The sequence below is a fragment of the Kitasatospora sp. NPDC086801 genome, assembly GCF_044745805.1.
Lineage (GTDB): Bacteria > Actinomycetota > Actinomycetes > Streptomycetales > Streptomycetaceae > Kitasatospora.
The window spans coordinates 106143-128472 of record NZ_JBIVAX010000003.1 but is presented as its reverse complement, the minus strand read 5'-3'; the positions used below and the strand labels follow the sequence as shown (position 1 = coordinate 128472).

Annotated in this window: 14 protein-coding genes; 10 read left to right on the top strand and 4 right to left on the bottom strand. The window is 73.7% G+C overall.

Annotated elements, in window-relative coordinates:
* The first annotated feature begins 177 nt into the window (after window positions 1-177).
* The 7 genes from ACIPLC_RS05760 to ACIPLC_RS05730 all read left to right on the top strand — a co-directional run bounded on the left by ACIPLC_RS05760 (window position 178) and on the right by ACIPLC_RS05730 (window position 13062).
* Window positions 178-3111 carry a putative bifunctional diguanylate cyclase/phosphodiesterase gene (locus ACIPLC_RS05760; RefSeq protein ID WP_400471781.1) on the top strand — a complete coding sequence of 978 codons (2934 nt, stop codon included), beginning with the start codon at window positions 178-180 and terminating at the stop codon, window positions 3109-3111.
* Between the two features lie 333 nt (window positions 3112-3444).
* On the top strand, window positions 3445-5298 hold the full coding sequence (locus ACIPLC_RS05755; RefSeq protein ID WP_400471408.1) for an acetolactate synthase large subunit: 1854 nt from the start codon (window positions 3445-3447) through the stop codon (window positions 5296-5298).
* 36 nt (window positions 5299-5334) lie between these two features.
* Complete coding sequence (gene ilvN / locus ACIPLC_RS05750) at window positions 5335-5859, top strand: acetolactate synthase small subunit (protein ID WP_030302941.1); 525 nt, start codon at window positions 5335-5337, stop codon at window positions 5857-5859.
* Between the two features lie 115 nt (window positions 5860-5974).
* Window positions 5975-6973: a ketol-acid reductoisomerase gene (ilvC, locus tag ACIPLC_RS05745; RefSeq protein ID WP_400471406.1), complete on the top strand. Its 999-nt coding sequence runs from the start codon at window positions 5975-5977 to the stop codon at window positions 6971-6973.
* 239 nt (window positions 6974-7212) lie between these two features.
* Entirely contained in the window at window positions 7213-8802 is a 1590-nt protein-coding gene (serA, locus tag ACIPLC_RS05740) for a phosphoglycerate dehydrogenase (RefSeq protein WP_400471780.1), read from the top strand.
* Between the two features lie 478 nt (window positions 8803-9280).
* Complete coding sequence (locus ACIPLC_RS05735) at window positions 9281-9442, top strand: hypothetical protein (protein ID WP_400471404.1); 162 nt, start codon at window positions 9281-9283, stop codon at window positions 9440-9442.
* Window positions 9443-9726: 284 nt separating this feature from the next.
* The gene (locus ACIPLC_RS05730; RefSeq protein ID WP_400471403.1) at window positions 9727-13062 is read left to right on the top strand and encodes a S8 family serine peptidase; all 3336 of its coding nucleotides are present in this window, start codon (window positions 9727-9729) and stop codon (window positions 13060-13062) included.
* Window positions 13063-13178: 116 nt separating this feature from the next.
* On the opposite strand, the gene ACIPLC_RS05725 is transcribed toward ACIPLC_RS05730, so the two are convergent.
* Window positions 13179-15662, bottom strand: a complete 2484-nt coding sequence (locus ACIPLC_RS05725; protein WP_400471401.1) for a YfhO family protein — start codon at window positions 15660-15662, stop codon at window positions 13179-13181.
* A gap of 360 nt (window positions 15663-16022) precedes the next feature.
* Between ACIPLC_RS05725 and ACIPLC_RS05720 the strand changes: the two genes are divergently transcribed.
* The 3 genes from ACIPLC_RS05720 to cimA all read left to right on the top strand — a co-directional run bounded on the left by ACIPLC_RS05720 (window position 16023) and on the right by cimA (window position 20403).
* On the top strand, window positions 16023-17060 hold the full coding sequence (locus ACIPLC_RS05720) for a 3-isopropylmalate dehydrogenase (protein ID WP_400471399.1): 1038 nt from the start codon (window positions 16023-16025) through the stop codon (window positions 17058-17060).
* Between the two features lie 247 nt (window positions 17061-17307).
* On the top strand, window positions 17308-18420 hold the full coding sequence (locus ACIPLC_RS05715) for a branched-chain amino acid aminotransferase (protein ID WP_400471397.1): 1113 nt from the start codon (window positions 17308-17310) through the stop codon (window positions 18418-18420).
* Between the two features lie 378 nt (window positions 18421-18798).
* Window positions 18799-20403 carry a citramalate synthase gene (gene cimA, locus ACIPLC_RS05710; protein ID WP_400471396.1) on the top strand — a complete coding sequence of 535 codons (1605 nt, stop codon included), beginning with the start codon at window positions 18799-18801 and terminating at the stop codon, window positions 20401-20403.
* Between the two features lie 97 nt (window positions 20404-20500).
* Here cimA and ACIPLC_RS05705 read toward each other — a convergent pair whose 3' ends face one another.
* From ACIPLC_RS05705 to ACIPLC_RS05695, 3 genes are all read right to left on the bottom strand, one after another.
* Complete coding sequence (locus ACIPLC_RS05705) at window positions 20501-21085, bottom strand: GTP-binding protein (protein WP_400471394.1); 585 nt, start codon at window positions 21083-21085, stop codon at window positions 20501-20503.
* Window positions 21066-21749: a DUF742 domain-containing protein gene (locus ACIPLC_RS05700; protein WP_400471392.1), complete on the bottom strand. Its 684-nt coding sequence runs from the start codon at window positions 21747-21749 to the stop codon at window positions 21066-21068. Before ACIPLC_RS05700 ends, ACIPLC_RS05705 begins: the two co-directional genes overlap by 20 nt.
* A 161-nt stretch (window positions 21750-21910) precedes the next feature.
* Window positions 21911-22324 carry a roadblock/LC7 domain-containing protein gene (locus ACIPLC_RS05695; protein ID WP_030057391.1) on the bottom strand — a complete coding sequence of 138 codons (414 nt, stop codon included), beginning with the start codon at window positions 22322-22324 and terminating at the stop codon, window positions 21911-21913.
* Window positions 22325-22330 lie beyond the last annotated feature (6 nt).

Here is a 22330-nt window from a genome sequence, read left to right as displayed (position 1 = left end):
CAGGCCCCGGGCCGGAGGGGGAGAGGCCGAGTGAGCTCCACCGATACGGTGCTGCCCGGGGCCGGACGGCCGGGTGTGCCGCCCGCCGACACGTCCGCGCCCGATACGTCCGCGCCCGACGCGGCCCCACCCGACACGTCCGCACCCGCTGCGCCCACCCCCGGCCGACGCGGCCCGCTGCGCCGGCTCAGGGAGAGCCGGACCCTGCCCGGTCTCGTCCTCGGCGCGCTCTGCCTGGCCTACGCCCTGGGTGCCGCCACCGGCTGGGGATCCTTCCAACTCTCCATCTTCATGGGAGACTTCGGCCTGGCCGCGGCGGCCCTCGCGGCCGCGCTGTCCTGCCTGGTGTACGGCTGCACGGTCGGCGGGCACGCCCGCCCGGCCTGGCTGCTGTTCGGCCTCTCCTCGCTCATGGTGGCCTTCGGCAACGGCACCTGGGGCTGGTACGAACTGGTCGCCCGCAGTCCGCTGCCGCAGGAATCGCTCGCCGAGTACGCCTTCCTGCTGTTCTCCCCGCTCGCCATCACCGGCGTCCTGGTGCTCGCCCAGCGTCCGCGCTCGGCCGCCGGCTGGCTCTGCCTGCTGCTCGACGGCTGGCTGATCGCCGGTTCGCTGTTCACCCTCAGCTGGAGCCTGGCGCTCGGCCGGATCGCCGCCGGCGAGGTCGGCTCGCCGCTGCGGCTGGCCCTCAACCTGGCCTACCCGGTCCTGGACATCCTGCTGGTCAGCCTGGTCGTCGGGCTGCGCTTCGGCGGCCGGGACGGCAACCGGGCGGCCGTGCACACCGCGATGGTGGCGCTGGCCGTCACCGTCCTGTGCGACGCCCTGTTCACCTCCCCGGAGCTGCGCAGCAGCTACCACTCGGGCGAACTGCTGGACGCCGGCTGGTTCTCCGGCAGCCTGCTGCTCGCCTGGGCGCCGTGGTCGCCGCGCTGGCGCCGCCCGCTGCGCGAGCACCCCTCGGCCGGCGGCCTGCCGCGCCGCCGGGTGGCCACCACCTTCAGCGCGCTCACCCCGTACGCGGCCGCCGCGGTCTGTACCGCCGGGATCCTCTACAACGCCCTCGGCGGGCGGGAGTTGGACCGAGTGGTGGCCGCGGCCGCCTGCACCGTCGGGCTGGCGCTCATCCTGCGCCAGGGCGTGATGCTGCTCGACAACCTGTCGCTCGCCCAGGAGCTCGCCCACAAGGAGGCGCACTTCCGCTCCCTGGTGCAGGGCTCCAGCGACGTCATCATGATCGCCGGCGCCAACGGCGTGCTCTCCTACGTCTCCCCGGCCGCGCTCGGCGTCTACGGGCGGGACCCGGAGGAACTGGTCGGCGGCAACCTGCTGGACCTGGTCCACCCGGAGGACGTGGAGCGGGTGCTCGCCGAGGTCCGCCGCTACCTGGCGAGGGTCCGGCTCACCGCCCACCGCTCCCCGGGCACCGCCGAGCCGTCCGCCCGGGTGGAGTGCCGGATCAGCTCCGGCTGCGGCGAGTGGCTGCACGTCGAGTCGACGGTCAGCCGGCACCGCGACGGCCTGATCCTCAACAGCCGGGACGTGACCGAACGCGTGATACTCCAGGCCCAGTTGCAGCACAACGCCTTCCACGACCCGCTCACCGACCTGCCCAACCGGGCGCTGTTCGCCCAGCGGCTGCGGGCCGCCCTCGGTGCCCGCGGCCAGCAGGGCGAGGCCGGCGCCGGGGTCGCGGTGCTCTTCCTCGACCTGGACGGCTTCAAGGCGGTCAACGACACCGCCGGCCACCAGGTCGGCGACGAACTGCTGGTCCAGGCGGCCCGCCGGCTCCAGGGGGCCGTCCGCTGCGGGGACACCGTCGCCCGCTTCGGCGGCGACGAGTTCGCCGCACTGGTCTGCGGCCCGCTCGGCCGGCTCCAGGTCCAGGAGCTCGCCGAGCGGCTGCGGGTCGCGCTCTCCGAGCCGTACTGGATCGGCGGCGCCGAACTCGGCGTCGCCGCCAGCATCGGCATCGCCTTCGGCACCCCCGAACGCGGCCCGGCCGCCGACCCGCGGGCGGCCACCGACGAGCTGATGCGCAACGCCGACCTCGCGATGTACCGGGCCAAGTCCGAGGGCAAGGGCCGGGTGGTGCTCTACACCCCCGCGATGCGGGCCGATCTGGAGCGCCGCACCGAACTGGAGGAGCGGCTGCGGGCCGCCGTCCGGGAGGGCGGCTTCACCCTGCTCCACCAGCCCGTGGTGGACCTCGCCAGCGGCGCGGTGACCGGCGTCGAGGCGCAGGCCCGCTGGCGTTCGGCGGGCGGCCTGCTGCTCACCCCGGCCGAGTTCCTGCGCTCGGCCGACCACGGCGACGCGGCCACCCGGTTCTCCCGGTGGCTGGTCCAGGAGGCGGTGACGGCCGCCGCCGCCCGGCGTGGGCAAGCCGGCCGCAGCCGCAGCGGCCCCGCCCCCGTCCCGGTCGCGGTCCGGCTCTCCACCGAGCGGCTGTGCTCGCCGGGCCTGTACGAGACGGTGGCCGCGGCGCTGCGCGACAGCCGGCTGCCGGCCGGCGAGCTGGTGATCGAGGTGGCCAGGATGGGCCCGGACTCGCTCGCCGACGAACTCGGGCGCCGGCTGGCCGCGTTGCGCCGGCTCGGGGTCACCACCGTGCTGGCCGGCTACGGCGCCGGCAGCGGCTCGCTCGGCGAACTGGCCCGGCTGCCCCTGGACGGGCTCAAGCTGGACCGCACGCTGGTGCAGGACCTCGGGGAGTCCGCGCTCAGCCGCACGCTCGCCGGCCACGCGCTGCGGCTCGGCCGCGACCTCGGCCTGGTGACCGGCGCCGAGGGGGTGGACCTGCCCCGCCAGGTCGCCGCACTCCAGGAGCTGGGCTGCCGACAGGGCCAGGGTTCGGCCTTCGCGCCGCCGCTGGACGAGACCCGGCTGCGCCGGGCGCTGGTGCGCCGCGGCTACCCGCTGCCCAGGCCGCCCGGCTCGGTCTCGGCCCGGCGCGCGTACCTGGCCGCGGAGGCCCGGACGGGTGGCCGCGGGGAGGGCGGCGGGGGGCGTGTCGTGCATCACCACGGTGCCCCCGACCTGCCCGAACACCGCGCGGTGACCGGTCCAGGGCCCGGTCCGCATGGCGAGACGGTCATCCCACCTGCTTGACACGTGCCCCCGGACAGGAGGAGGGTCGTTGCCATGCGCACCCGAATTCTCGTACTTGGCGGGCGCGTCGGCTGAGCGGGTTCACACACCCCGCTTGTGACAGACCGACGCGCCACCCCTCGCATGCCCTTGGCACGAGGGGTTTTTTGTTGCACTGACGCTGTTCCACCACCGCAAGACCCCTGGCCCCAACCGCCCGATCCGCCCCGATTCGCGGGGAGGAAGCGGGACGATTGAGGCAGAGCCGGCGATCGGCCCGAAACCGGGACCCCACCCCCGCACCACCGGGGCCCGCAACCACCGGGCCGGCACATTCCGAGAAGAGACAGGCAGATGACTGAGCACGCCGCATCCCCCCGCCGCGGGGACACCCCGGCCGCCCACGCTCCCGCTCCCCAGCACGTCGTCGAAACCATGACCGGCGCCCAGTCGCTCATCCGCTCGCTGGAGGCCGTGGGCGCGGACACCGTCTTCGGCATCCCGGGCGGGGCCATCCTTCCCGCGTACGACCCGCTGATGGACTCGGCCAAGGTGCGCCACATCCTGGTCCGGCACGAGCAGGGCGCCGGCCACGCCGCCACCGGCTACGCCCAGGCCACCGGCCGGGTCGGGGTCTGCATGGCCACCTCCGGCCCGGGTGCGACCAACCTGGTGACCCCGATCGCCGACGCCTACATGGACTCGGTGCCGATGGTTGCGATCACCGGCCAGGTCTCCTCCAAGGCGATCGGCACCGACGCCTTCCAGGAGGCGGACATCTGCGGCATCACGATGCCGATCACCAAGCACAACTACCTGGTCACCGACCCCGCCGAGATCCCCCGGGTGATCGCCGAGGCGTTCCACATCGCCGCCACCGGCCGCCCCGGCCCGGTCCTGGTCGACATCGCCAAGGACGCCCTGCAGGCCACCACCACCTTCCGCTGGCCGGTCGATCCCGCGCTGCCCGGCTACCGCCCGGTCACCAAGCCGCACGCCAAGCAGATCCGCGAGGCCGCGAAGATGCTGGTGGGCGCCAAGCGCCCGGTGCTGTACGTCGGCGGCGGCGTGCTCAAGGCGCAGGCCACCGCCGAGCTGCGGATCCTCGCCGAGCTGACCGGCGCCCCCGTGGTCACCACCCTGATGGCACTCGGCGCCTTCCCCGACAGCCACCCGCAGCACCTGGGCATGCCCGGCATGCACGGCTCCGTCCCGGCCGTCACCGCGCTGCAGAAGGCCGACCTGCTCTTCACCCTCGGCGCCCGCTTCGACGACCGCGTCACGGGCAAGCTGGACGGCTTCGCCCCGTACGCCAAGGTCGTCCACGCGGACATCGACCCGGCCGAGATCGGCAAGAACCGCCCCGCCGACGTGCCGATCGTCGGCGACGCCCGCGAGGTGCTGGCCGACCTGATCGTGGCCGTCCAGGCCGAGTTCGACGCCGGCCACAAGGGCGACTACGCGGAGTGGTGGGAGAAGCTCGACGAGTGGAAGAGGACCTACCCGCTGGGCTACGAGCCGGCCCCGGGCGGCCAGCTCTCCCCGCAGCAGGTCATCGAGCGGATCGGCCGGCTGGTCGGCCCGGAGGCGATCTACGCCGCGGGCGTCGGCCAGCACCAGATGTGGAGCTCGCAGTTCATCCGGTTCGAGAAGCCGGGCACCTGGCTCAACTCGGGCGGCGCGGGCACCATGGGCTACGCCGTCCCGGCCGCGATGGGCGCCAAGGCCGGCCGGCCGGACACCGCGGTCTGGGCGATCGACGGCGACGGCTGCTTCCAGATGACCAACCAGGAGCTGGTCACCTGCGCCCTGAACGACATCCCGATCAAGGTCGCGGTCATCAACAACGGCTCGCTCGGCATGGTCCGCCAGTGGCAGACGCTGTTCTACAACCAGCGCTACTCCAACACCGTGCTGCACGCCGGCCCCGATCACGACGGCATCGAGCCGCCGGCCCAGGGCACCCGGATCCCCGACTTCGTCCTGCTGGCCGAGGCGATGGGCTGCGTCGGCCTGCGCTGCGAGCGCCCCGAGGACCTGGACGCCGTCATCAAGCAGGCGATGGAGATCAACGACCGCCCGGTCGTCATCGACTTCATCGTCCACCAGGACGCCATGGTCTGGCCGATGGTCGCGGCCGGCACCAGCAACGACGAGATCCAGTTCGCCAAGGGCGTCCGCCCCGACTTCGGCGACGACCTCGACTAACGTCCCCCTTCAGCTCCAGAACGCCTGAGGAACCCCATGTCCAAGCACACCCTCTCCGTCCTGGTCGAGAACAAGCCCGGCGTGCTCGCCCGCATCGCCGCCCTGTTCTCCCGTCGGGGCTTCAACATCGACTCCCTCGCCGTCGGCCCGACCGAGCATCCGGACGTGTCCCGGATGACCATCGTGGTCAACGTCGAGGACCTCCCGCTGGAACAGGTCACCAAGCAGCTCAACAAGCTCGTGAACGTGATAAAGATCGTCGAACTCGACCAGTCCGCTGCGATCCAGCGGGAACTGGTCCTGGTGAAGGTCCGCGCCGACAACGAGACCCGGTCGCAGATCGTCGAGATCGTCCAGCTGTTCCGTGCCAAGACCGTCGACGTGTCCCCCGACGCGGTGACCATCGAGGCCACCGGAAGCTCGGACAAGCTGGAGGCCATGCTCCGGATGCTGGAGCCGTACGGCATCAAGGAGTTGGTCCAGTCCGGCCTGGTCGCCATCGGGCGCGGCGCCCGTTCGATCACGGACCGCTCGCTGCGCGCCCTCGACCGCAGCGCCTGAGCACCCCCGAGACGCAGGCCGTCTCACACCCTGAAGCACCGTCCCACACCACCGCCGGTACGCCTACCGTAGAGATCGCGTACCCGGCAACCATCACGCAAGGAGATGTGCCCCCGTGGCCGAGCTGTTCTACGAAGACGACGCCGACCTGTCCATCATCCAGGGCCGCAAGGTCGCGGTCATCGGCTACGGCAGCCAGGGCCACGCCCACGCGCTGTCCCTGCGCGACTCCGGCGCCGACGTCCGGGTCGGCCTGAAGCCGGAGTCCAAGTCCCGTGCCAAGGCGGAGGAGGCCGGCCTGCGCGTCGTCACCCCGGCCGAGGCCGCGGCCGAGGCCGACGTCATCATGATCCTGGTGCCGGACCCGATCCAGGCCGACGTCTACGAGGCCGACATCGCCCCGCACCTGAAGTCCGGCGACGCCCTGTTCTTCGGCCACGGCCTGAACATCCGCTTCGGCTTCATCAAGCCCCCGGCGGACGTCGACGTCTGCATGGTCGCCCCGAAGGGCCCGGGCCACCTGGTCCGCCGCCAGTACGAGGAGGGCCGCGGCGTCCCCGCGATCGTCGCCGTCGAGCAGGACGCCACCGGCAAGGCCTTCGACCTGGCGCTGTCCTACGCCAAGGGCCTGGGCGCCACCAAGGCCGGCGTCATCAAGACCACCTTCACCGAGGAGACCGAGACCGACCTGTTCGGTGAGCAGGCCGTCCTCTGCGGTGGCACCGCCGCCCTGGTGAAGGCCGGTTTCGAGACCCTGGTCGAGGCCGGCTACCAGCCGGAGATCGCCTACTTCGAGTGCCTGCACGAGCTGAAGCTCATCGTCGACCTGATGTACGAGGGCGGCCTGGAGAAGATGCGCTGGTCGGTCTCCGAGACCGCCGAGTGGGGCGACTACGTCACCGGCCCGCGGATCATCACCGACGCCACCAAGGCCGAGATGAAGAAGGTCCTCGCCGAGATCCAGGACGGCACCTTCGCCAACACCTGGATCGCCGAGTACAAGGCCGGTCTGCCCAAGTACAACGAGTACAAGAAGGCCGACGAGGACCACCTGCTGGAGACCACCGGCAAGAAGCTGCGCTCGCTGATGAGCTGGGTCAACGACAAGGCCTGAACCGGCCTCGGGCCCTGCCCGATTTCGTAACTTCCTTGTACAAGTAGGCTGCTCCCGTCCGGGTGATTTCGCCGGACGGGAGCAGCCTGGTACCCAGCCCGTCGATACACTTCCGAGTGCGCGTCAGGCCCACAGCGTCGTGCGTCTACCTACGCGGCATGCCACCTTCCCCCCGCCGTCCACGCCACCGCACGTGCCGGGGGGAACCGCAGAGTTAAGGACACACTGTCGTGAGCACTGTGACATCCAAAACCGCCGTCGTCCTGATCGCCGAAGAGCTGTCGCCCGCCACCGTCGACGCCCTCGGCCCCGACTTCGAGATCCGCCACTGCAACGGTGCCGACCGCACCGAGCTGCTCGGCGCGATCGCCGACGTCGACGCGATCCTGATCCGCTCCGCCACCAAGGTCGACGCGGAGGCGCTGGCCGTCGCCCGCAAGCTCAAGGTGGTCGCCCGGGCCGGCGTCGGTCTGGACAACGTGGACGTCGCCGCCGCCACCAAGGCCGGCGTGATGGTCGTCAACGCGCCGACCTCCAACATCGTCACCGCCGCCGAACTCGCCTGCGGCCTGCTGATCTCCGTCGCCCGCAACATTGCGCCGGCCAACGCCGCGCTCAAGCAGGGCGAGTGGAAGCGCAACAAGTACACCGGCGTCGAGCTGAGCGAGAAGGTCCTCGGCGTCGTCGGCCTCGGCCGGATCGGCGTCCTGGTGGCCCAGCGGATGTCCGCGTTCGGCATGAAGATCGTCGCGTACGACCCCTACATCCAGGCCGCCCGCGCCGCCCAGATGGGCGTCAAGCTGGTCACCCTGGAGGAGCTGCTGGAGGTCTCGGACTTCATCACCGTCCACCTCCCCAAGACCCCCGAGACCATCGGCCTGATCGGCGACGAGGCGCTGCACAAGGTCAAGCCGACCGTGCGCATCGTCAACGCCGCCCGCGGTGGCATCGTGGACGAGGAGGCGCTCGCCAACGCCCTGCGCGACGGCCGGGTGGCCGGCGCCGGCCTGGACGTGTACACCAAGGAGCCGTGCACCGACTCCCCGCTGTTCGGCTTCGACAACGTGGTCGCCACCCCGCACCTGGGCGCCTCCACCGACGAGGCGCAGGAGAAGGCCGGCATCGCCGTCGCCAAGTCGGTGCGCCTGGCGCTGGCCGGTGAGCTGGTGCCGGACGCCGTCAACGTCCAGGGCGGCGTGATCGCCGAGGACGTGCGCCCGGGCCTGCCGCTGGCCGAGAAGCTCGGTCGGATCTTCACCGCGCTGGCCGGCGAGGTCGCCGTCCGGCTCGACGTCGAGGTCCGCGGCGAGATCACCCAGTACGACGTGAAGGTGCTCGAACTGTCCGCGCTGAAGGGCGTGTTCGAGGACGTGGTGGCGGAGACGGTGTCCTACGTCAACGCCCCGCTGTTCGCCCAGGAGCGCGGTGTCGAGGTCCGCCTGACCACCTCCAGCGAGAGCGCCGAGCACCGCAACGTGATCACCGTCCGCGGCACGCTCGCGAACGGCGAGGAGATCGCCATCTCCGGCACCCTGGCCGGCCCGAAGCAGACCCAGAAGATCGTCGGCGTGGACGCCTTCGACGTGGACGTCGCGCTCACGAACCACATGGCCTTCTTCAAGTACGAGGACCGCCCCGGCGTGGTCGGCGTGCTCGGCCGCCACCTCGGCGACGCCGGCATCAACATCGCCGGCATGCAGGTCGCCCGCGACGGCGGCGGCGCGCTCGCCTCCATCACCGTGGACAGCCAGATCCCGCAGGACGTGCTGTCGGCGATCGCCGCCGAGATCGGCGCCCGCTTCGCCCGCTCGGTCGACCTGGGCGCCTGAGCCCGACGCCCCCCGGGGCGCGGGCCCCCCGGGGGGGGGGGGGCCGGCCCCCCCCGGGGCCCCCCCGGGGGGCCCGGAGGAATGAATAATTAATAAAAAATAATTATGGGAAAAAGGGCACGGCCCCGGGGGTACGGTGGGCGACCGCCGCCGCCCGCGGCGCCCGCTCCCCCCGCGGGGTCGCCGGGGGCGCCGGCCCCCCCCCCCCCCGGGGGCCGGGCCGGCGGGGGGCGGGGGGCCCGGGCCCCGCTGCGTTCCCCCGGGCGGCACCCGTCTCAGATACTAGGAAATCCAAGTATTCGTGCAGACACGGCCCGGGCCCGGTCGTACCGTGGAAGGGCGATACGGCGTGCCGCCCCTGCAGCCAGGGCGTTCGGCCCGTGTCCGCGTGCGCCCTCACGGGCAGGCGATCCCTGCCCCGCGCGTACCCCTCCCCCTTCCGCGCCCTCTTCGGTGCGCCGCTTCCAAGGAGCCCGGTATGCCCACCACCGCCGACCGCCACGCCACTCCCACCCCCGCCGCCACCCCCGTCCGCGCCCCGCGCCGCCGCCGGGCCGCCGAGCGGAACCCCTTCGCGGCCGCCGCCCTGCAACGGGCGCTGGACCGCCGCGACAACGGCGGCGCGACCGGGCACCTCTGACGGACGCTTCCGGCGGACCGCTCCGCCGGGTGCTGCCGAGCGGCGCCTCCGGCGGTCCTCGCCGGCCCGCTGCCGGGCCGGCCGTCCATCCGCCGAATAGGCCGCTCGGGCTGTTGCCGGGTCACCCGGTCGAGTGCAACCCGCGTCCGTCCGAGGGAAGTTGCTCGCGCTCGCCAGCGCGATCATCCTAATTTGGGGCCCCCGGAAGGGTGATCGACGTCCGCGCGGGCGGGCGTCAGCGACACGGTGTGCGGATCAGTCCCCCTACCGGGGGAGAGGGCCCAGTGCGCCTGCCACCCGTCCGCCGACCCGTCACCCGGATCGGCCTCACCCTGGCCCTGCTGGCCGGGAGCGCGGCACTCGCCGCCACCCCGGCCTCCAGTGGCCCCCCGACGGAGCCGTCGAGGGCCGGCCGAACGGCCACCGTCCTGCTCGAACTCGGCACCGAGGCGGCCGGCCCCGCCTGGCGGCGCGCCGGCGAGGGGGCCCGGCGGGCCCAGCGCTCCCCGGAAGCCGCCCGCCGGGAGGCCGCCGACGCCGGCGCCGCCCAGCGCGCCAAGGCCGGCGACGCCCTCGACCGGCTCGCCGCGGCCGTCCACCGGGCGGCGCCCACCGCCGGCGAGCTCTACCGCACCCGCACCCTGCTCACCGGCCTCGCCGTCAACGTGCCCGCCGACCGGCTGCCCGCCCTGCGTGCGCTGCCCGGCGTCCGGGCCGTCCACCCGATCGTCCGCAAGCAGCGGGACAACGCCTACTCCGTCCCGCTGACCGGCGCCCCGCAGGTCTGGGCCGGCGCCACCGGCGACGGCAACACCGGCCAGGGGGTGCGGATCGGGATCATCGACAGCGGCATCGACTACACCCACGCCGACTTCGGCGGCCCCGGCACCGAGGCCGCCTTCCACTCCGTCGAACGCGGCAAGCCCGCCCCGCCCGACCTGTTCCCCAACGCCAAGGTGATCGGCGGCAAGGACCTGGTCGGCGACGACTACGACCCCGACCCGTCCTCCCCGCACCACCAGCCCGTCCCGCACCCCAGCGACAACCCGATCGACTGCGACCGCAACGGGCACGGCACCCACGTCGCCGGCACCGCCGCCGGCTACGGCGTCACCGCCGACGGCCACCCGTACACCGGCCCCTACCGGCCCGGACTCGACCCCGCCGGGTTCAAGGTCGGCCCCGGCGCCGCCCCCGGCGCCCAGCTGTACGCGATCCGGGTCTTCGGCTGCGAAGGCTCCACCGACCGGCTCGCCCAGGCCCTCGACCTCGCCGCCGATCCCAACGGCGACGGCGACCTCGGCGACCGTCTCGACGTCGTCAACCTCTCCCTCGGCAGCCGCTTCGGCAGCCCCGACGACACCGACGCCCTCGCCGTCGACCGGCTCGCCGCCCTCGGCACCGTCGTGGTCGCCGCCGCCGGCAACGACGGCGACGTCTACGGCATCGGCGGCAGCCCCGGCACCGCCGCCCGGGCCATCGCCGTCGCCGCCTCCGTCGACCCGCACAGCGACACCGACGGCCTCACCGTGCTCACCCCCGACGACCTGGCCGGCGTCGTCCCGGCCCACTGGAGCGAGCGCTACCAGGGCTGGTCCAGCGCCGACGTCAGCGGCCAACTCGCCCTGCCCGCCGACCAGTCCGACGGCTGCGCCGCCTTCAGCGAAGCCGACCGGCAGCGGCTCGCCGGAAAGATCGCCGTCCTCACCTGGCGCACCCGCGACACCGAACGGGCCTGCAACTCCGGCCCCCGCGCCGACCACGCCGCCGACGCCGGCGCGATCGGCGCCCTCTACGCCGCCGACACCGACCACCTCGCCGAGATCTCCGGCAACGACCGCATCCCGGCCGCGCTGCTCGCCCACGACGACGGCGAACGGCTCCGGCAGGCCGCCGCGGCCGGCCCCGTCCAGATCCGGCTCGCCGCCCCCGGCAACCCGCTGCACGGCTCCGTCTCCCAGAACCAGCCCGCCCGCACCGACACCCTCACCGATTTCACCTCCCGAGGCATCGGCGTCCCCGGCGTCGTCAAACCCGACCTCGCCGCCCCCGGCGAGACCATCTGGTCCGCCCTCGTCGGCAGCGGCAGCGGCGGCCAGCGCGAGGACGGCACCTCGATGGCCACCCCGCACATCACCGGGCTCGCGGCCCTCGTCCGCGCCGCCCACCCCGACTGGCCGGTCGAACAGCTCAAGGCCGCGCTCATGAACACCGCCGTCGACACCTGGCTCGGCGACGACCACGGCGGACCGGTCTACGGCCCCGAGCGCACCGGCGCCGGCCGGGCCCAGGTCGACCGGGCCGTCCGCACCCCCGTCGTCGCCTACGCGGCCGGCGAAGGGGCGGCCGAAGGCAGCGTCGGCGTCTCCTACGGCCCGGTCGAGATCGCCGGGCCGACCGCCCTCGGCCGCGACATCGAGGTGCTCAACCACGCGGACCGGCCGCTGAGCTACCGCACCGGCTACGCGGCCGCCACCGAACTGCCCGGCGCCACCTTCGAGGTGACGCCGAGCCAGGTCGACGTCCCGGCCGGCGGCACCGCGCGGGTGCACGTCACCCTCGCCGTCCCCGGGGAGCTGGGCCGCGCCCCCGACCCCACCATCGACACCCTTCAGGACGGCAAGGCCCGCAGCTACCGCGCCGAACTCTCCGGCCGCGTCCTGCTCACCCCCGTCACCGACCCGGCGCTGCCCCAGCTGCGCGTCCCCGTCCTGGCCGCCCCGCGCCCGGGCACCGACCTCACCGCCACCGCCGCCGCCCGCACCACCCGGGACGGCAGCGTCCTCATGCTCGGCGGCAGCAGCGCCCCCGGCAACCAGCCCGGACTCGTCACCGCCCTCACCCTCGGCGGCGAAGGCACCCGCTGGGCCGACTGCCCGCCCGACAGCGAAGCCGCCGTCGGACCGGGCGCCGGCATCCGGCCCGACGACGCCGCCGAACCGACCGAGCCCCCGCAGGACGTCTGCGTCCAGCACCCCGGCGACCGGGCCGCCAACCTGCGGGTCGTCGGCGCCGCCGCCACCTCCGACCTGCTCTACGTGGGCGCCCAGCTCTGGGCCCCGGCCGCCACCCCGGTCGGGCTCTACGGCGTCCGGGTCTCCCTGGACACCGACGGCGACGGCACCACCGACGTCATCCTCGAAGCCGACCGGCTGCGCGGCAGCGACGTCCTCGTCTCCCGCGCCCTCGACGCCCGAACCGGCGCCGAACTCGACGTCCAGCCGCTCAACGGGCACTGGGGCGACACCGACACCGCGCTGCTGGACAGCGACGTCCTGGTCCTCCCCGTCCGGCTGAGCGCCCTCCCGGGCGTCGGGGAAGGCCACAGCACCATCCACTACGGCGTCTGGACCAGCACTGTCGCCCCCGGCACGCCCGACCCGGCCGAGTCCTACTCCTCCATCGGCCTGCGCGGCACCCGCCCCGCCCTGGCCCTCGACGTCCTGCACCCCGCCGTCGACATCCGCGCCGGCCTCGGCGGCCCCGCCGCCCTCGCCACCCCGGTCCGGCCCGGCACCGTCCTCGACGTCCACCGCACCCCCGGCGACACCTCCCGGCTCCTCCTGCTCCACCACCTCAACCCCGCCGACCACCGGAGCCAGGTGATCACCCTCCCCTGACCGCACCCGCCCACGGGGCGGCCCGCCGAGCCGGCGGGCCGCCCCTGCGCGTTCCTGCGGCGAGGGCCCGCCCGGACCCCGGCCGGTCCGTCCCGGTCGCCTCGGGCCAGGCCGCCTCAGGCCCGGTCGGCGGCCCGGGCGGCGAGCCGACGGGTGCGGCGGGGCGTGCGGGTCGGGCGGCGGGAGAGACGGGTGAAGGCGGCGACCAGGGCGAGGGCGGCGGCGGTGGCGGAGGTGACGGTGAGGCCCTCGGTGAGGCCGGGCGGGCGGAAGGAGCAGGCGATGCGGTCGGCGCCGGCGCCGAGCGGCACGCCGATCATGCCCAGGACGGGCGTCGGCGGGACGTACCGGCCGCCGCCCGCCGCGCAGGTCCAGCCCTCGGCGGCCGGGACGGACAGCAGCGCGGTGCCGGTGGAGCCGGCCGGGAGGGTCGCGGCGAGGGTGTGCCCGCCGACCGCCACGCCGGTCGCGCCGGTGGCGGTGAGGCGGGCGACGGCGGCGTCCAGGGCGCCGGGCCGCAGGCAGCCGATCGGGCGGGCGGGGATCTGGCCGACCGTGTCGGAGCGCAGTGTCACCCGGACCGTCCCGTCGGCGGGGACGGGCCCCAGCCGGTGGATCGCGACGGCGGTGGTGGGCTGTTCGCCGTCGCTGCGGTAGGTGGTGCCGAGGCCGCTGACCGTGCCCCGGTACCAGACGCCGTGGAAGTAGGCCGTGCCACCGGGGGTGCAGGCCGCGGTGAGGACGGTGCCCTCGCCGCCGCCGGGCAGCGACCAGCCGCTGGTGCCGTGCAGGGTGGGCGCCGGGCCGCCGGCCGGGACGGGCAGCGGGGCGTCGTACACCTGGCCGCCGAGCAGTGACTCCTGCCGGGACCAGACCGAGGAGGTGTCCGGCCGGGCGCCGGGCGGCAGCACGGTGACCAGTGGAGGTGCGGCGGACCGGCCGGGGGTGAAGCCGGCCGGGGGCGGTCCGTCGTCGAGGTGGGCGCGGACGGCGAACAGGGCCCGCCCGACCGGGTCGGTGACGCTGGCGGTCTGCCGCCCGCCGGCCGTCCAGCCCGCGCCGAGGTCGTGCAGCAGCAGGGCGGCGACGGTCGGCAGGTAGCCGCTGAAGTAGCCGCCGCCCTGGCCGTCGAGCAGCAGCGGGTCGTTGGTGGTGAAGGCGTGCGGGCCGGGGTCGCTGCGGCCGCGGGGCCAGGCACCGCCGTCGCGCACCGCCGCGTACCCGGCCCGGACGGCGGTGGCGGAGGGGGCGCCGGCCGGGTCGGCGGCGAGCGCCGCGTACCCGGACCAGACGGCGTTGCCGAGCACCGCGCCGCCCAGCACCCAGGTGGCGAGGGCGGTGGCCCGGCGGTCGGTGTGCCGGCGGTCGAGGGTCCAGAGCGCGGCGAGCAGGACGACGCCGCCGACGGCCAGCAGCGTCCAGGTGGAGGCGCGGACCGAGTGCCGGCCCGCCGCCAGCGCGGCGATCACCGCGACCACGGCGGCGCCGCCCAGCAGCGTGAGCCGGTCCGGCCGGTGCGCCAGCGACACCCAGCCGGCCAGCACCAGCAGGCCGCTGAGCACGAACGCGACCCGGTACGGCCCGCCGGCCGGGATCGCCAGACCGTGCCAGACCAGCATGGTCGGCGTCCAGACGAAGCTGAGCACCACCAGCACCAGCGCCCCGCACCACACCGCCCGCTCCCGGGCCCGCACCCGCCGGTTGAACGGCAGCCCGCACACCAGCAGCAGCCCCAGCAGGCCGATCGCGACGTCCGGCAGCGGCCGCCCGCCGTGGGTGGCGGGCAGCAGTTGCGCGAGGTGCCCGCCGAGCCCGGCCGGGCCGAGCGGCTGCACCGGGGACTCCGGCTGGGCGCCGCGCGCCGCCCGGACGGCGACGAACAGCACCGGGGAGGCGAGCAGGACGCCGGTGGTGGCCATGGTGACGGCCCGCCCGGTGACCCGGACCCGGTGGCGGAACGGCCGCGGGGTGGCGAACAGGCGGACGGCCAGCAGCAGCCCGGCCATCAGGGTGGCCAGCGCGGCGGTGTAGAGGTTGCCGGCCCAGGCGAGGGTGACGCACAGCGAGCCGGCCACCCAGCGCCGCTCGCGCAGGCACCAGTCGGCGGCCAGGCCGAGCAGCGGCAGCGAGACCAGGCCCCAGAGCCACATCGGCGCCGCCCCGCCGACATCGAGCACCCAGGCGCAGAGCCCGTACCCGACGGCGGCGAGCGCCCGCAGCCAGTGCGGGCCGGTGTGCAGCCGGCCGAGCAGGTGGGCCATCAGGGCGGTGCCGAGGCCGATGGTGGCGAGGGTGACCAGGAGGAGCGCGAGCCGGCCCTGGTCGCGGGGGAGCAGCGCGGTCGGCCAGGAGAACGGGTTCATCAGGTAGGCGAAGAAGTCGGCCAGGAACGGGACGCCGTAGCCGCTGTTCCAGTTGAACAGGAGGTCCCCGGCGGCCCGCCCGTGCAGCAGGTCCCACAGGTGGGCGTGGTACGGCAGGGCGGCCTCGCCCGCCCCCGTCGGCCACGCCCCGCGCAGCCCCGCCGCGAGCGCGTACCCGCCCACCGCCAGCCCGGCCGCACTCCCGCAGACCAGCACCTCCCGCCGCCGCACGCCCATTGCTGCTCGACCCCGTTTCCGCGAGGGATTGCCGGACCCCGTCACCCTAAGCGCGCTCCCCGCGCGGACCCGGCCCCCCGCGCTCCCTCGTAGGGGTGATGAGGTGGCAGCCCGGCGGATCGGCCTGCGATGGTGCCCCCGTGGAAAGGGAACTCGACCTTGCGATGCCGGGGTGGCTGCGCCCTCCGGCTACCGGCTACACGGCGGACGACCTGGATCGGCTACGGGATCTCCCGCCCCACACCGAGCTGCTCTTCGGTGGCCTGGTCTTCTCCGCCCGTCAGACAACGTTCCATGCCCGGACGTCCGGATGGTGGACGCCGGGTGTCAGCCCCTGGGACACCGGAGTAGGGTCCGAGCATGTCTCGCACGATTCGTCTCGCAGTTGTCCCGGGTGACGGCATCGGCCAGGAAGTGGTGGCCGAAGGTCTCAAGGTCCTGGGTGCCGTGCTCCCCGCCGACGTGAAGCTGGAGACCACCGAGTACGACCTCGGCGCCCGGCGCTACCACCGGACCGGGGAGACCCTGCCGGACAGCGTGCTGGCCGAGCTGAAGTCGCACGACGCGATCCTGCTGGGCGCCATCGGCGACCCGAGCGTGCCGTCGGGCGTGCTGGAACGGGGGCTGCTGCTGAAGCTGCGGTTCGCCTTCGACCACCACATCAACCTGCGTCCGGGCCGGCTGTTCCCCGGCGTGGAGTCCCCGCTGGCGGGTGAGCCGGACATCGACTTCGTCGTCGTCCGCGAGGGCACCGAGGGCCCGTACGTCGGCAACGGCGGCTCGTTGCGCACCGGGACGCCGCAGGAGGTGGCCACCGAGGTCAGCCTGAACACCGCGTTCGGCATCGAGCGCGTGGTGCGCGACGCCTACCGCCGGGCCCAGGCGCGTCCGCGCAAGAAGCTGACGCTGGTGCACAAGAACAACGTGCTGGTGCACGCCGGGCACCTGTGGTCGCGGATCTTCGCGGAGGTCGGCCGGGAGTTCCCGGAGGTCACCACCGACTACCTGCACGTCGATGCGGCGACGATCTTCTTCGTCACCCAGCCGGAGCGCTTCGACGTCATCGTCACCGACAACCTGTTCGGCGACATCCTGACCGACCTGGCCGCCGCGGTCACCGGCGGGATCGGCCTGGCCGCGAGCGGCAACATCAACCCGGGCGGCGAGTTCCCGTCGATGTTCGAGCCGGTGCACGGTTCGGCCCCGGACATCGCGGGCCAGGGCAAGGCCGACCCGACGGCCACCGTGCTGTCGGTCGCCATGCTGCTGGAGCACCTGGGCTTCGCCGCCGAGGCCGCCCGGGTGGAGGCCGCCGTCGCGGCGGACCTGGCCGGGCGCACCGGCACCCGCAGCACCTCCGAGGTCGGCGACGCGCTGGTCACCCGAGTAGCCGGCTGACGGGCCGGATCCGCGTCACGGACTCCGGCCCACGGGCCTGATCCGACAACGGTCGCGGCCCGGCGGGCCGCGACCACATAACCGCAGCTTGCAGCTCCCCAAGGAGCGGGCAGCTGTTCGGCACGGCCCTCTGGATGCGAGTATCGACAGTGGGTCGTGCCGCTGTGCGTTCGTTCCGGTGCTGGTTCGCCGTGACGCGCACCCGGCGGTGGCGGCCCTGACCTACCCCACGGTGAAGGAAACAGCCATGAGCACGCCCACCCAGGCGCCCATCACGTTCGACCTCAAGCCTTCCGCCCACCCGCTGCCCACCGTGGAGCGCGAGGCCCGGCTGACCAACCCCGGTTTCGGCCGGATCTTCACCGACCACATGGTCACCATCCGTTGGACCGAGGGCGTGGGCTGGCACGACGCCCAGCTGGCGCCGTACGCGCCGCTGGAGATCGACCCGGCGAACATGACCCTGCACTACGGCCAGTCGATCTTCGAGGGCCTCAAGGCCTACCGCCAGGCCGACGGCTCCATCGCGACCTTCCGTCCGGAGGCCAACGCCGCCCGCTTCCAGGCCTCGGCCCGCCGGCTGGCGATGCCGGAGCTGCCGGTGGAGACCTTCGTCGAGGCCGTCGAGCTGCTGGTCCAGCAGGACCACGCGTGGGTGCCGAACGAGCCGGAGCAGAGCCTGTACCTGCGCCCGTTCATGTTCGCCACCGAGGTCGGCCTGGGTGTCCGCCCGGCCAACTCCTACCTGTTCATGATCATCGCCTCGCCGGCCGGCGCCTACTTCCCGGGCGGCGTCAAGCCGGTCTCGGTGTGGCTGTCCAAGGAGTACGTCCGGGCCGCGCCCGGCGGCACCGGCGCCGCCAAGTGCGCCGGGAACTACGCCGCTTCGCTGATCGCCCAGGCCCAGGCCGCCGAGAAGGGCTGCGACCAGGTCGTCTGGCTCGACGCCGCCGAGCACCGGTGGATCGAGGAGATGGGCGGCATGAACCTGTACTTCGTCTTCGGCGAGGGCAAGGACGCGAAGATCGTCACCCCCGAGCTGTCCGGCGCCCTGCTGCCCGGCATCACCCGCGACTCGCTGCTCCAGCTCGCCGCCGACCTCGGCTACGCCGTCGAGGAGCGGAAGATCTCCACCGACGAGTGGCAGCAGGCCAACGCGGACGGCACCCTCACCGAGGTGTTCGCCTGCGGCACCGCCGCCGTCATCACCCCGGTCGGCTCGGTCAAGTCGGCCGCCGCCGACTGGACGGTCGGCACCGGCGAGCCCGGCCCGACCACCATGGAGCTGCGCCGGGCCCTGCTGGCCATCCAGGGCGGCCAGACCCCCGACACCCACGGCTGGCTGCACAAGATCGTCTGAGGCGGCACCCGCTCCGGCCTGCCCGGTTTCGCATCGCGAGACGGGCGGGCCGGATACCGGGACCTGTGCCAGACTGCGAGCGTGTCCTCGCTGACCCTGATGATTAGCAGCAGGCGCGCCGGTCCGCAGTGACCGCTCCCGCAGGACCCGATGCGGAGCGACCACCAGCGTCCAGACCCGCGCGCAGACCTCTCGCACCCGCGAGGGGTTTTTTCGTTTTTCGGGCACCGCCCCGATCGACACAGCCTCCGGACCGGCCGGGAGCCCCCACAAGGGGCTCAGGGACACCGGGGCCGCGCGCGGGATGCTGGACAGTGGAGCCGGGACTCGCAATCCGGCAGAGCAGTACGAACCTCCCCGAACGGAGAACCAGGGGTCATGACCGAGGTCAGCCGTACCGACGACAGTTTCCACGTGTTCGACACCACCCTGCGCGACGGCGCGCAGCGGGAGGGCATCAACCTGACGGTGGCGGACAAACTGGCCATCGCCCGGTACCTGGACGAGTTCGGGGTGGGCTTCATCGAGGGCGGTTGGCCGGGGGCCAACCCGCGCGACACCGAGTTCTTCGCCCGGGCCGCCGCCGAACTGGACCTCCGGCACGCCCGGCTGGTCGCCTTCGGCGCCACCCGCCGGGCCGGCGGCAAGGCCGCGGAGGACCCGCAGCTGGCCGCGCTGGTCGCCTCGGGCGCCCCGGTCGTCACCCTCGTCGCCAAGGCGCACGACCGGCACGTGGAGCTGGCGCTGCGCACCACCCTGGACGAGAACCTGGAGATGGTCCGGGACAGCGTCGAGTTCCTGCGGGCGCAGGGGCGCCGGGTGTTCATCGACTGCGAGCACTTCTTCGACGGCTACCGGGCGAACCGCGAGTACGCGCTGGCCGTGGTCCGCACCGCGCACCGGGCGGGGGCGGACGTGGTGGTGCTGTGCGACACCAACGGCGGGATGCTGCCGGCCGGCGTGCGGGAGACCGTCGCCGACGTCCTCGCCGTCACCGGCGCCCGGCTGGGCATCCACGCCCAGGACGACACCGGCTGCGCGGTGGCCAACACGCTGGCCGCGGTGGACGCCGGCGCCACCCACGTCCAGTGCACCGCCAACGGCTACGGCGAGCGGGTCGGCAACGCCAACCTGTTCCCGGTGGTCGGCGCGCTGGAGCTCAAGTACGACCGGCGGGTGCTCCCCGAGGGCCGGCTCGCCGAGATGACCCGGCTGTCGCACGCGATCGCCGAGGTGGTCAACCTGACCCCCTCCACCCACCAGCCGTACGTCGGCTACTCGGCCTTCGCGCACAAGGCGGGCCTGCACGCCTCCGCGATCAAGGTCGACCCGGACCTGTACCAGCACATCGACCCGGAGCAGGTCGGCAACACCATGCGGATGCTGGTCTCCGACATGGCGGGCCGCGCCTCGGTCGAGCTCAAGGGCAAGGAGCTCGGCTACGACCTGTCCACCGACCGGGACCTGGCGGGCCGGGTGGTGGCCAAGGTGAAGGAGCAGGAGAACCTCGGCTACACCTACGAGTCCGCCGACGCCTCCTTCGAGCTGCTGCTGCGCGACGAGGTGCGCGGCGGCCGGGACCGCTTCTACACCCTGGAGTCCTGGCGGACCATCAGCGAGCAGGGCCCGAACGGGTTCACCGGCAACGAGGCGACGGTGAAGCTGTGGGCGAAGGGGGAGCGCCGGATCGCCACCGGCGAGGGCAACGGCCCGGTGAACGCGCTGGACCAGGCCCTGCGCACCGCGCTGGAGGGGATCTACCCGCCGCTGGCCCGGTTCGAGCTGGTGGACTACAAGGTCCGCATCCTGGAGGGCCAGCACGGCACCGGCTCCAAGACCCGGGTGCTGATCGAGTCCACCGACGGCACGTCCACCTGGTCGACCGTCGGGGTGGCCGACAACGTGGTGGCCGCCTCCTGGCTGGCGCTGGAGGACGCCTACACCTACGGGCTGATCCGGGCCGGCCTGGAGCCCACCGCGTAGCCCGCCCGGCAACCCGCCGAGTGACCCGCCGCGGCCGCGGCCCGCGGACCTCCGAACGAAGGTCCGTGGGCTGCGGCCGTGGCCGTGGCCGTGCCCGTCATCGGAGTCGGGCGAGGAGGGCGTGTTCGACGAGGGTGATGAGGGCGCTCTTGGCGCTGTCGCGGCGGCGGGCGTCGAGCGTGATGACCGGGGTTTCGGCGCTGAGTTGGAGTGCTTCGCGGACTTCGTCGGCGGTGTGGGGTTGGTGTCCGTCGAAGCCGTTGAGGGCGACGACGAAGGGGAGTCCGCTGTTCTCGAAGTAGTCGAGGGCGGGGAAGCAGTCGGCGAGGCGGCGGGTGTCGACGAGGACGACGGCGCCGATGGCGCCACGGACGAGGTCGTCCCACATGAACCAGAAGCGGTCCTGTCCGGGGGTGCCGAAGAGGTAGAGGATGAGGTCTTCGTCGAGGGTGATGCGGCCGAAGTCCATGGCGACGGTGGTGGTGGTCTTGCCGGAGACGTGGCTGATGTCGTCGATGCCGGCGGAGGCCGAGGTCATGACGGCTTCGGTGCGCAGGGGGTTGATCTCGGAGACGGCGCCGACGAGGGTGGTCTTGCCGACGCCGAAGCCGCCTGCGACGACGATCTTCGCGGAGGTGGTGGCGCGGGTGGGGGCGGCCGCGTTAGAGCTTGCGAAGTCCACTGAGGACCCTTTCGAGCAGCGTGACGTCGGGCTGGTTTCCGGATTCGCCGCCGGAAGCGGGCTGGTGGATGGCGACGAGGCCGGCCTCGGCCAGGTCGGCCACGAGGATGCGGGCCACTCCCAGGGGAAGGGAGAGCAGCGCCGACACCTCCGCGACGGATTTGACCTCCGTGCACAGGGTGCAGATCCGCTGGTGCTCGGGGAGCAGGGTGGCCAGGCGCTGCGGGTCGACGTCGGCGGAGACGAGGGCCTCCAGCGCGAGTTCGTAGCGCGGCCGGGTGCGTCCACCGGTCATCGCGAACGGCCGGATCAGCGGGCCGGAGTCGACCTCGTCCTCGAACTCCTCGACGTGCCCGGGCTCGTGGGCCGGCTGGTAGCCGGGCGCCGGTGCCGGGTAGCCGGGCGGCGGCGTGTCGAAGGCGGGCTGCGGCCGGTCGTACTGGCCGTGCCGGCCCTGCCGGTCGTACTGCTCCTGCTGCGGCTGCCCGTACGGGTGCTGGGGCTGTCCGTACGGGTGCTGGCCGTACTGCTGGCTGTGCTGCTGGCCGTGCTGAGGCTGGCCGTACTGCTGACCGTGGCCGACGCCGGGTGCTCCGAAGGCGTCATGGCCTGTGCCAGGGTACGGAACGCCGTACTGGCCGCTGCGGTCGTCGGGCGGTGTCACGGTTCCTCTCCTCACAGGGTGCGGCGGTGCGGTGCGAGCTTCGGTGCAGGTCCGGAGCCGGTGGTGCGAAGGCCGTACAACGCCCGAACCCGAGCCCGCCGAAGCGGGCCCGGGAAGGACGCGGAGGTACTTCGAATACCTGGACGGTATCCGACGGACCGTCAGTGCAGGAGACTGCCCTGGAGTTCCGCGCGGAGTGCGGGGGTGAGGACGGCGCCGGCGCGGTCGACGAGCAGGGCCATCTCGTAGCCGACGAGGCCGATGTCGGAGTCGGGGGAGGCGAGTACGGCGAGGGCGGAGCCGTCGCTGACGGCCATGAGGAAGAGGAAGCCTCGTTCCATCTCGACGACGGTCTGGTTGACCTCGCCTCCTTCGAAGATCCGGCTGGCGCCGGAGGTGAGGGAGGTGAGGCCGGAGGCGACGGCTGCGAGCTGGTCGGCGCGGTCGCGGGGGAAGCCCTCGGACATGCACAGCAGGAGGCCGTCGGCGGAGACCACCACGGTGTGGGACACCCCGGGGGTGTTGTCCACGAAATTGGTGATCAGCCAGTTCAGGTTCTGTGCGGCCTGGCTCATCTGAGT